General features: G+C 73.8%; 8 protein-coding genes. 5 read left to right on the top strand and 3 right to left on the bottom strand.

Annotated elements, in window-relative coordinates; genetic code table 11:
- The first annotated feature begins 39 nt into the window (after nucleotides 1–39).
- Nucleotides 40–1806 (top strand): diacylglycerol kinase family protein, encoded by a 1767-nt coding sequence (locus tag ACRX5S_RS07510; RefSeq protein ID WP_436771983.1) that lies wholly within the window; start codon nucleotides 40–42, stop codon nucleotides 1804–1806.
- 282 nt (nucleotides 1807–2088) lie between these two features.
- The gene (locus ACRX5S_RS07505; protein ID WP_436771982.1) at nucleotides 2089–2979 is read left to right on the top strand and encodes a polysaccharide deacetylase family protein; all 891 of its coding nucleotides are present in this window, start codon (nucleotides 2089–2091) and stop codon (nucleotides 2977–2979) included.
- A 25-nt stretch (nucleotides 2980–3004) separates the two neighbouring features.
- Here ACRX5S_RS07505 and pheA read toward each other — a convergent pair whose 3' ends face one another.
- On the bottom strand, nucleotides 3005–3949 hold the full coding sequence (gene pheA / locus ACRX5S_RS07500) for a prephenate dehydratase (RefSeq protein WP_436771981.1): 945 nt from the start codon (nucleotides 3947–3949) through the stop codon (nucleotides 3005–3007).
- Nucleotides 3950–4389: 440 nt separating this feature from the next.
- Here pheA and ACRX5S_RS07495 point away from each other — a divergent pair, with 440 nt between their 5' ends.
- From ACRX5S_RS07495 to ACRX5S_RS07485, 3 genes are all read left to right on the top strand, one after another.
- Nucleotides 4390–5172: an ABC transporter permease gene (locus tag ACRX5S_RS07495; RefSeq protein ID WP_436771980.1), complete on the top strand. Its 783-nt coding sequence runs from the start codon at nucleotides 4390–4392 to the stop codon at nucleotides 5170–5172.
- Nucleotides 5173–5424: 252 nt separating this feature from the next.
- A complete protein-coding gene (locus ACRX5S_RS07490) occupies nucleotides 5425–5721 on the top strand; it encodes a hypothetical protein (protein WP_436771979.1) in 297 nt (98 codons plus the stop codon).
- Nucleotides 5722–5821: 100 nt separating this feature from the next.
- On the top strand, nucleotides 5822–7474 hold the full coding sequence (locus tag ACRX5S_RS07485) for an alpha/beta hydrolase (RefSeq protein ID WP_436771978.1): 1653 nt from the start codon (nucleotides 5822–5824) through the stop codon (nucleotides 7472–7474).
- A gap of 330 nt (nucleotides 7475–7804) precedes the next feature.
- Here ACRX5S_RS07485 and efeB read toward each other — a convergent pair whose 3' ends face one another.
- Together efeB and ACRX5S_RS07475 are read right to left on the bottom strand one after the other, a co-directional pair.
- Entirely contained in the window at nucleotides 7805–9169 is a 1365-nt protein-coding gene (efeB, locus tag ACRX5S_RS07480) for an iron uptake transporter deferrochelatase/peroxidase subunit (RefSeq protein WP_436771977.1), read from the bottom strand.
- A partial coding sequence (locus ACRX5S_RS07475) for a copper resistance CopC/CopD family protein (RefSeq protein ID WP_436771976.1) occupies nucleotides 9169–10910 on the bottom strand: 1742 nt, incomplete at its 5' end. The genes ACRX5S_RS07475 and efeB, both read right to left, overlap by 1 nt.

Raw genomic sequence — 10910 nt, 5'->3', positions numbered from 1 at the left:
CCCCCCCCACCCCCCCGAGCCTGGGTAAGAATTGCGACCATGCTCACGGAAGCAGGACGGTTCCTGCGGCGGATCGCCCTGCCCCTGGTGGCGACGGCCTTGGTGGTGGTCGGGCTCGGCCTGCTGGTCACGCGCGCGCTCGACGGGGTGTGGCCGGTGTCGGGCGAGGACGATCTCGTGCGGACCCTGGAGGACCACCGGTCGGACCTGTGGGACGCGGTCACACGTGTCCTGTCGGTGGCGTCGTCGGCGCCCGCGGTCATCGGCGTCACCCTGGTCGCGTCGGCCGTCGCGTACGCGGTCTACCGGTCGTGGCGGGCCCCGCTGTTCTTGCTGGGCACCGTCCTCGCGCAGACCGCGGTCTTCGGCCTGACGCACGCCTTTGTGGACCGCGAGCGGCCCGACGTCGAACGCCTCGACGACGTGCCGGGCGACGGCGCGTACTTCTCGGGGCACACCGGGGCCGCGCTCGCGCTGTACGGCGGCATCGCCGTGCTGCTGTCGCACCGGCTCCAGGGCCGGGTCCGCGTATGGGTGTGGCGCGTCCTTTGCCTGCTGGTCCCTCTCGCGGTCGGGCTGTCGCGCGTCTATCGGGGTGACAGCCATTTGAGCGACGTCCTCGCGGCGTTCGTGAGCGCGGCGGCGGTGCTGGCGATCATGAACGCGGCGATGCTGTCGCCGCGCGCGGTGTGGGGTGGCGCGGGCGGCCACCTGCGGCACAACGGCGAGAACGGCCACGTGCCGCGTGCGGCACTCGTGGTGAACCCGATCAAGTTGGACTCGGCGGACGACCGGGCGCGCATCGACCGCATCATGGCCGAGGCCGGGTGGGCGCCGCCGCTGTGGCTGGAGACGACCGTCGAGGACCCGGGCGGCGGCGCGACGCGCGCGGCACTGGCCGAGGGTGTGGACCTGGTGGTGGTCGCGGGCGGCGACGGGACGGTCCGCGAGTGCGCGGGCGCGCTCGCCGGAACGGGAGTGCCGCTGGCGGTCGTACCGTCGGGAACCGGCAACCTGCTGGCCCGCAATCTGGGCCTGCCGATCGATTTGACCGACGCGGTGCACGTCGCGGTGCACGGCCACGACCGGCACATCGACCTGGGCGGCATCGAGCCGGACGAGCCGGACGGCGAACGCCGGTACTTCACCGCGATGGCCGGCATCGGGCTGGACGCGGCGATGGTCGCGGACGCGCCCGACGCGCTCAAGAAGAAGGTCGGCTGGCCCGCGTACGCCGTGTCGGCGGGCCGCCACCTGCGCGACGCGCGCATGCGGGTGACGCTGCGCATCGACGACGGCGAGCCGATCAAGCGGCGCGCGCGCATGGTCCTGGTCGGCAACGTGGGCGCCTTGCAGGCGGGCATGCAGCTCCTGCCCGGGGCCGAGCCCGACGACGGGCTGCTGGACGTCGTGGTGTTCGCGCCGTACGGCATGACCGGGTGGGCGCACGCGACCGTGCGCGTCATAGGCCGTCGGCGGCGCGACGTGCCCGAGGTGCCCCCGCGGCAGCGGCGCTGGCGGCCGATCGAGCACTTCACCGGCCGGTCGGTGGAGGTGACGACGGCCCGGCCCGAGCCGCGCGAGCTGGACGGCGACCCGATCGGCCCGGGGACCCGGCTGGCGGTGCGGGTGCGGCCGGGGGCGCTGGTCGTCCGGGTGCCGGAGGGGCGGGTCGCGGTGCGCCCGGAGGCCCGTGCGGAGCCGTTCCCGGTGGCCGAGGACGTGGTCGAGATCGTGGCGCCGGACCGGCCCGAGGGTGGGGCTGATGGAGTGTCAGACGCGCGGCACGACCGGCAAAAGACCTGAAAATCGGATAAATCCTCCATTTGGTATGGCACGGTGGACCGGCCGGTCCACGGCCGGCGCCCCTGCCGGGGCTCGGGCCGACCACCTGCCACGAGGAGGAACCGCGTGCCGTTTGCCGCTCGTGCCGTTCACGCAGTCGCCGAAGCCTGCGCGGCCCGTCTGCCCCGGACGTTTCGTCTGTGCCGCGCGGCCGGTGCGGCCGGGGCGGACCCCGGGGCCGAGGTCGCTCGGGCGGCCTCGGCCGGCGTCGGAACCTCCGGGCCGTCCCGGGTACGCCGGGCTGTGGCGCTGCTGGCTTTGCTGGTCCTCGCGGCGACCGGGTGCGCGGCGGGCGGCGGAACGTCCGGCAATGTGCCGGGCGGGCGTCCGGACGCGCAGGCTGACGCGACCGCGGGCGGGGACGCCGCACCGGCCGAGGGCGCATCCACACCGCCGGACGTCCCGCACCCGGACCCACCGCGCGCGGCCCCCGACCCGCGGCTCGGCCACGACAAGGCCCCGCCCCCGGCGGCTCCGCAGCAGCCCCCTGCCGCCCCCGACCTGCCCCCGGCGTTCAACACCGTGCCGCCGCGCGTCGCCGACACGCTTGTGCGCGGCACGGGCTCGTCCGGCCGTACGGTCGCGCTCACCTTCGACGACGGGCCCAGCACCGAATGGACGCCGCAGGTGCTCGACCTCCTCGACCACTACGACGCCAAGGCCACCTTCTGCGTCGTCGGCGAGCAGGCCCGCGAGCATCCGGACCTCCTCCGCACGATCGTCGCGAAGGGCCATCAGCTCTGCGACCACTCCGAAACCCACGACGAGCGCATCGCCCGGCTACCCGAGGCCGCCCTGAAGTCGCAGATCACGTTGGCCCGCGACGCGATCCTGGCGGCGGTCCCGGGGGTGCGGATCCCGTGGTTCCGGTCCCCGGGCGGCAGTTGGACGGCGACGGTACGCGGCACCGCGGCGTCCTTCGGCATGAAGCCGCTCGACTGGTCGGTGGACAGCCGCGACTGGGAGCGTGGCGGCGTCGACCGGATCGTCGCCACCGTCAAGCGCGAACTGCGGCCCGGCGGCGTGGTCCTCATGCACGACGCGGGCGGAAACCGCGCGCAGACCGTGGCCGCGCTGAAGAAGCTCCTGCCGTGGCTGGTGGCGCAGGGCTACAGTTTCGACTTCCCGGCGTGACGGGGAGCCCGCGGCTCGACGGGGCTCAGCCGTCGCCGCGGCGGCAGCGGTCCAACCAGTCGGCGGCGTCCTCGAACTCCGCGTCCGACGTGCCGCGCCGCACCTGCGGGCGGACGCCGTCGGCACGCGGGTACGACCCCAGGAACCGCACCGCGGCGCACACCCGGCGCAGCCCCATCAGGGCCTCGCCGACCCGGGCGTCCGCGATGTGCCCCTCGGCCTCGATCGCGAAGAAGTAGTGGCCGAGGCCGTCGCCCGTGGGCCGGGACTGGATGTGGTCGAGGTTGACGCCGCGGACCGCGAACTCCTGGAGGATCTCCAGCAGCGCGCCCGCGTGGTCGTCCACGATGAACGCGGCGACCGACGTGCGGTCCGCGCCGGTCGGCCCCGCGACCGCGCCGGGACGCCGCACCTGGACGAAGCGCGTCACCGCGCCCTCGACGTCGTGGATCTCGGTGACGAGCGGGACGAGTCCGTACCGCTCGGCGGCGAACTCGCCGGCGAGCGCGGCGTCGTACCGCCCCTCCTGCACGAGGCGCGCGGCGTCGGCGTTGGACGCGGCCGAGGACCAGTGCGCGTCCGGCAGATTGGCCGCCAACCAGCGGCGGACCTGGGGCTGCGCGTGGGAGTGGCTGGACACCGTCTTGACGTCGTCGAGCACCGTCCCGGGCCGCACCAGCAGCGCGAACGAGATCGGCAGCAGGATCTCCCGCTCGATGAGCAGCGGCTCCCCGGTCGCCAACTCGTCGAGCGTCACCGACACGGAGCCCTCGACCGAGTTCTCCAGCGGCACGACGGCACCCTCGGCCTCACCGCGCCGCACCGCGTCCATCGCGGCCGGCACCGAGGCCATCGGAATCGCCTGCACCTCGTCGACCCCGGCGACCGTCCGCAACGCGGCCTCGGTAAAGGTCCCCTCAGGCCCGAGATAGGTCCAACGGGGAACACCGACCGAAGCACGTACAGACATGCCGGCAACTGTAGCCCCGTCCCACCCCGGCCCCCGACACGACGACCCCACGGCCACCCCCCCCCGACCCTCTTGCCTCGCGGATCCGCGCACAGCCGACCCCCACCCCGCATCTGTGGGCTCGCCGTCCTCGCCATGCCGGTGCCCCATGCATGCGCGCCCGTTGCGTGCCCGCGGGCTGTGGGGAAGGCGGTGGGCGGCGGTATGTGCAGTGGCGTCAAGCAGCCGCGTGCGCCAGGGCGGGCGGCACGCATGCGCGCCCGTCGCGCGCCGCCGGTGGGGGAGTGGCACGTGGCCATCCGCGACTGGGCCGCACGCATGCGCGCCCGTCCCGCGCGGCCGGTGGGGGAGTGGCACGTGGCCATCCGCGAACTCGTCCAGCCACCACCCGCGCGTCCGACGTCACATGCACGTCCCCGTCCAGCGCCTACCGTCCTCCCATGAGCGAGCCCACGATGATCGCGGCCTCACTTCTGCCCGTGACGCCGGTGCTGGGCGGGGTGATCGCGGGGCTGCTGCTGGCCGCGGTGCTCGTCGCGGCCCTCGCGCACCTCGGGCACGGGCGAGGCATCCTCGTCGCCGGGGTGCGCGCGGCGGTGCAACTGCTGGTCGTGTCCGCGGTCATCACCCACGTGGTCGACCGCTGGTGGGCGACCGTGCTCTTCGTCGCCCTCATGTACGTCGTGGCGGCCGCCACCGCCTCGGGGCGGATCACCGGCACACGCCTCCACGCCTGGGTGTCCGTCACCCTCCTCGTCGCCACGCTTCCCGTCCTCGCACTACTGGCCGCGACCGGTCTGATCCCCTTCGACGGCCTCGTCGTCATCCCCATCGCGGGCAGCCAACTCGGCGGCGCCCTCACCGCGACCGTCCTCGCGGGCCGCCGCGCCCTTGAGGAACTGGGCGTGCGCCGCGGCGAGGTCGAAGCCGCACTCGCCCTCGGCTTCTCCGACCGTGACGCCCGCCTGGAGATCGGCCGTCCGGCGGCGTCCGGTGCGCTGATCCCCGCACTCGACCAGACCCGCACGGTCGGACTCGTGACACTCCCCGGAGCATTCGTCGGCATGCTCCTCGGCGGCGCGTCCCCGGTCGACGCCGGAGCCGTCCAACTCTTCGTCCTCATCGCCCTGTTGGCCACCGAGGCCGTAGCGGTCGCCGTCATCCTGGAGTGCATCGCGCGCGGACTCGTCGCCCGGCGGCCCACGAACAAGCCGACAGGCTAGTGCCGCGATGTCCGCGTGGATTGCCGGACTACCCTGTGGAAAACCGGGTCGGCGCTGGGGATAAGTAGGGGAAGGGCTGTGGATAAACCGGGAGTTCGTCATTCCTTCCGGTGAATGACCCATCCAACCGACCGTTCTGTCGGGGGAGTCGGGTTAGCTTCGGATCAGGCGTTCGCACGCCTGTCGCTCGTCCGACCAGCGGGTGGCTCGTCCTGTTCCGGCGTGCCGGAACTCCCTGAGTGGGAGCCGCCCATGATGCGTGCCGACCCAGCCGTCCTGCGGGCCGCCGCGGCCGACGCACAGCGGCTTGCCGCCGAACTGCCTTTGCTGGCCGACGAGGTCGTGGCCGGTGCGCGGGCCGCGGCTGCCGGATGTCCCGGGTTTGCGACCGGGGCCGCGCTGATCGCGGTCGCCGACGCTTGGCGGGGCCGACTCGCCTCGGTGGGCGGTGAGTTCGGCCAGACGGCGGCGGTGCTCAACGAGACCGCGGACAATGACGAGGGGGCCGACCATGCGACCGCCGTCGCCTTCGACGCCGCGGCGCGTTGACGGCCGCGGTGTCCGATGACGTGAGCGACGGTGGGGTTCGAACGCCCCGGTCTCCAGCACGGATTCGCCGACCCCAGCCCGACAAGGTGGTGGTGACCCGATGGTGACGCTCGCCCAACTCCGCGACGCGGGCTTCAACGCGCTCGACGCCGCCGCCCGCGAGTGGTCCGCCCTGGCGACGGACCTCGACGGTGCGGGTACGCGGGCCGCGTCCGGCATCGCGGCGCCCCTTCTCGCCTCGGGGTGGACCGGAGCGGACGCCGACGCGGGCTACCGCACTCTTGATCGGCAGGACAACGAGTTGCGTCTCGCGGCCCAGGAGGCTTGCGGCGTCGCGCCGTTGGTCGAGACAGCCGCGACCGAGCTGCGTGCCGCGCAGGGCGTACTGCTCGCGCTCCTCGCCGACGTGTCGCGGTACGGCCTCACGGTGGTCGACGACGGCCGCGTCACGGCGCCGTCCGGTGCCGAGGCCACTGAGCAGATGCGGGCCGCGGAGCTGACCACCGCCATTTCCGACGTCCTGGTTCGAGCCGCCGAGGCGGACACCCTCGTCGGCGACGCGGTCGGCCGACTCGCCCCCGACGCGGTTCGTGACGGTATGGACCGCTGGGCGGATGCTGCCGCGGACGGCCGCATGGTGGCCACGCTCGCGAGCATCGACGCCGGTCAGATCCCCCAGGGCAGCCCCGAGGCCGTCCGCGCGTGGTGGAGCGGGCTGGCGGAGGGCGAACGGCAGCGGTTCATGGTCGCGTACCCCCAGATCCTGGGCGGTCTCGACGGGCTGCCCGCGGTCGTGCGCGACCGCGCCAACCGCGTCGTCCTCGGCGCGACCGAGGACGCGCTGCGCAAGGAACTCGCCGCCGAGAGGGCGAAGTTGGAAGCGGTCACCGGCCGAACCCGAGGCTCCGGCGTACGGTTCATCGTCCGCATCGACGAACTCACCGCGCGCCTCGACGCCGTCAAGGACCTGCGCTCACGCCTCGACTTCGCGCCGGACGGGCCGGGCACGGCCGTCTCGTACCTGCTCGGGTTCTCGACGCAGGGGGACGGCAAGGCCGTCGTCGCGGTCGGCGATCCCGACCGCGCCCGCAACACCGCGGTGTTCGTCCCGGGCATGGGCGTCGGGTTCGAGGACGTCCGCGACCAGGTCGACCGCGCACGCGACCTGTGGACCGCCGCACGTGGTTTCGGCGGCCCCGACACGTCCACGATCACCTGGATCGGCTACGACACCCCGGACTCGCTCACCCACGCACTCAACCCGGACCACGCGAAGGACGCCGCCCCGCACCTGGGCGCGTTCGTGGACGGCTTGCGCGCGACGCACGACCCGGCCGCGGGCGAGCACGTCACGGTCATCGGCCACAGCTACGGCTCCCTGGTGGTCGGCGAAGCCGCCCGGACGCCGGGGCGCCTCCCGGCCGACGACATCGTGGCGGTGGGCAGCCCCGGCATGCATGCGAACGACGCGGCGCAGTTGGGCGTCGGCCGCGAACACGTATGGGTCGCGCGCGCGGAGGACGACATGGTCCCGGTCGTGGGAGGTATGGCCTACACGGCACCGGTCGTCGGGGTGACCCCCACCGACCGCGAGTTCGGCGCCAACCGGTTCACCACGGAGGGCGCAAACGGCCACAGCGAGTACTGGAGTACGAAGCACCCCGACAGCCTCGACAACCAGGCCGCCATCATCACCGGCCGGTACGACCGGGTGCGCCTCATGTGGGGTACCCCACCCCCGGCCCGCGAATAACCCGACGGACGAGCGAGCAAGATCGAAGCGTCACCGACGCGCCCGCGCCCGCGGCGCCCGGAGAACCGCCGGCCGGGGATGTGGTGGGGGCACCCCCGGCCCGGGAATAACCCGACGGACGAGCGAGCAAGATCGAAGCGTCACCGACGCGCCCGCGCCCGCGGCGCCCGGAGAACCGCCGGCCGGGGATGCGGTGGGGGCACCCCCGGCCCGGCGGCCCGAGTCCGGCGGTCTCAGCGAGCCCGGCGAGCACAGCGATCTCCGTACTCTCCGCACTCTCGGCGAAGCGTCACCGCGCCCGTAGCCCCCGTCCGACCGCCGCCGCCGGCGCTACCCCTCCAACAACTCCTGCCCCACATAACGGCCTTCCGGGCACCCTGGGGGAGCAACGAACAGGCCGCTGGTCTCGTGGCGGATGAAGGGGGAGAGCGCGTCCCCACGCGTCAGTTTCTGCTGGACGGGGACGAACCCCTGCCGCGGATCGGCCTGCCAGGCGATGAACAGGAGGCCCGCGTCCGGGGCTCCGTCCGGGCGGAAGCCGTCGTGGTAGGAGTAGCCGCGCCGGAGCATCGTCGCGCCGCGGTTGAACTCCGGTGCGGAGACCCGGATGTGGGCGTTCTCGGCGATCGCCATGCGCCCGTCGGGGCCGCGCTTCGCGTAGTCGGGTTCGGTGCGTTCGGCGCCGCCCGTCACCGGTGCGCCGGTGTCCTTGCGGCGGCCGATGATGTGCTCCTGGGCCGGGACTTCGAGGTCGTCCCAGGTGTCGAGCAGCATGCGGATGCGCCGGACCACGACGTACGACCCGCCGCGCGACCACGCCGCGCCGCCCGTCGCCGCCGCTTCGCCGATGAAGATCTTGGCGTCGAAGTCGGCGTCCGCGGTCTGCGGGTTGCCGGTGCCGTCGATCTGGCCCATCAGGTTGCGGTGCGTCATCGGCTGCGGCGTCGCGCCGGGGGAGCGGGTGAAGCCGTTCATCTGCCACCGCACGCGCGCGACGCCGCGGGCCAGCCGCTGGAGCGTGCGTACCGCATGGAAGCACACCAGCGCGTCGTCGGCGCACACCTGCACCAGCAGGTCGCCGTCGCTGCGCGCGGCGTCCAACTCCTCGTCGGGGAACGCCGGGAGCGGCTTGAGCGCCTCGGGGCGCCGGTCGGCGAGCCCGAGTTTGTCGAACACCGACCCGCCGAACCCGAAGGTGACGGTCACCGACGACGGTCCCGCGTCGAGCGCCACCTGGCCGTCGGCGTCCGGGCGCTCACCTTTGCCGAGTCGGGCCGCGGTGTCCGACCAACGCCGCATCAGGGCCGCGGTCTTGGCCCGGTCGGTGCCCGGTTCCAGGTCGTACGCGACGAGCACAGTGCGCGCCTGCGCGGGCGTCGTGATGCCCGCCTGCCGCGCCCCGTGGAACGGCACCGCCGTCGCGCCGAGGGACGTGAGCCGCGCACCCGAGCCGTCCCCGTCGTCGGACGAGGCGACGGACGCGCCGACGGCCCCGCCCGCGGCTCCCACGACCAGCCCGCCGGCCCCGGCCGCCCCGGCAACGCCCAACAGGCGCCGCCGCGACAGCCCCGAGCCCGCGTCCGAACCGGAGCCCGCGCCCGCACCCGAACCGGGACCCGAGCCCGAGCGCACGCCCGACCCCGAGCCCGAGTTCACACCCGAGCCCGCCCCCGACCCGCCCTTCCTCTCAGCCATCAACGCACCTTCAACGGAACAGTCACAATCGCCCGGTCGATCTCCGTCGTACGCACCGCAACCGAGACCTGCCAGGTCCCCGCCAGCGGCATCGCCACGCCCTGCGCCCGCCACTGCCCCGGCGCGACGTGTTCGAGCGGCACCACGATCGCGTCGATCTGCTTGTCCGGCAGCGCGATGGTGACGGTGACCTCCGGCGGGTCGATCGGATTGCGCAGCGGATCACGTACGAACACGTCGACCGTGTTCACCCCCGCCTTCGCCGGGTCGATCGCCACGTCGACGATGCCCTTGCCCGCCGAGCCGCCCGCGTCGAACGGCGTACTGGCCGTGGCGATCCGCGGCTTGGCCGCCTCCTCGCGGGCGTAGGCGGTACGCGCGGGCTCGGTGTTCACCAGCACCGTCGTCACCGAGATCACCGCGATGGCGAGCGCGGCCTCGGCCGCCACCGCGCGTCGGATCGTCTGCTTGCGTGCCAGGGGATCGCCCGCGCGCGCCCCCGCGTTCGCCCGCATCCGGGCCTGGAGCCAGCGCCGCGCGGTCCACGCCGCCGCGATCATCAGCGCGACGAAGTTCGCCTTGAGGATGAGCAGCAGCCCGAACGTCGTCGAGAACAGCGCGTCGAACGAGCCGACCTGCCGCCACGACGCGTACACGCCGGTGACGACCAGCACCGACACGCAGACCATCGCGACCTTCGAGAACCACGCCACCGTGGGCAGTTCCAGGGCGCCGGGCAGCTCCTCGCCGTCCTCGTCCCGCTCCGCGCCGAACAGCAGCAGGACCATGACGGCCAGGCCGCCCAGCCAGGTGCCCATCGCGAGCAGGTGCACGATGTCGGCGGTGATCGCGAGCGGCGCCTGCATGCCGACCGACGCGTGGTCCGACAGCGACCATGTCGACGCCAGCCCCGCGGACAGCAAGGCCCAGGCGCCGCCCAGCACTTGCCGTCTGCGGCGGCCGGCCGTCGGCAGCACCGCGACCAGGTAGCCGAGCAGCGCGCCCGCCGCGCCCAGGATGAGGATGCGCACCGACAGCGCCCGGCCGAGCTTGGTCTCCAGCGTCGCCCGCAGCACGTCGAGGTCGAAGGCGGAGGAGAACGGCAGCGCCGAGGCCCTCGGCCCGTACAGCATCAGTGCCGCGACGGTCGACACCAGCAGACCCGCCCACGACGCGAACAGCAGCATCCACACGCGGAACCGGCCGACCGCCGCGGGTCGCAGCGCGACGAGGAACAGCACCGAACCCGTGAGCAGCGCGTACGACGCGAACGCCAGCCCCCGGGCCAGCCCGTCCGCGAACGTCACCGAGGAATCGGCGTCCTGCGACCCGATGTTCGCGGACGACGCCGAGGCGCGCACGATGTTGAACGTGAACGCCCCCGCGATGGGGTGCGAGTCCTCCGACACCACGCGCCACGCGACCGTGTAGGTGCCCGGTGCCAGGCCCGGGGACAGCTTCACGGTGACGGTCGACGGTCCGCCGATGCCGTGTTCGGCGTCGCCGGTGTCGACCCGCTTGCCCTCCGGGTCGAGCACCTTGACCCCGCCGAGCCCGGTCTCCACCCCTTCGGTGAAGCGCAGCGTCACCGAAGCGGGGGCGGTCGGAACGGTCGATTCGGCCGCCGGGTTGCTGGAGTCCAGCTCCGCGTGCGCCGCCGCGGGGCCCGCGCCGCCGACCACCAGGGCGGCCAACAGCACGGGCAGCGCGAGGAGCCAGGTGAGCAGCCGTCGGCGCGGGG

The organism is Yinghuangia sp. YIM S09857 (assembly GCF_051388915.1).
Taxonomy (GTDB): Bacteria; Actinomycetota; Actinomycetes; order Streptomycetales; family Streptomycetaceae; genus Yinghuangia.
The sequence above is the reverse complement of the archived record's forward strand: the minus strand, read 5'-3'. Positions and strand labels throughout refer to the sequence as shown.

Excerpts from the sequence above, each read along its gene's own strand:
- ACRX5S_RS07510 (WP_436771983.1), top strand. The coding sequence starts at position 40 with ATGCTCACGGAAGCAGGACGGTTCCTGCGGCGGATCGCCCTGCCCCTG.
- pheA (WP_436771981.1), bottom strand. The coding sequence starts at position 3,949 with ATGTCTGTACGTGCTTCGGTCGGTGTTCCCCGTTGGACCTATCTCGGG.
- ACRX5S_RS07495 (WP_436771980.1), top strand. The coding sequence starts at position 4,390 with ATGAGCGAGCCCACGATGATCGCGGCCTCACTTCTGCCCGTGACGCCG.
- ACRX5S_RS07490 (WP_436771979.1), top strand. The coding sequence starts at position 5,425 with ATGATGCGTGCCGACCCAGCCGTCCTGCGGGCCGCCGCGGCCGACGCA.
- ACRX5S_RS07485 (WP_436771978.1), top strand. The coding sequence starts at position 5,822 with ATGGTGACGCTCGCCCAACTCCGCGACGCGGGCTTCAACGCGCTCGAC.
- efeB (WP_436771977.1), bottom strand. The coding sequence starts at position 9,169 with ATGGCTGAGAGGAAGGGCGGGTCGGGGGCGGGCTCGGGTGTGAACTCG.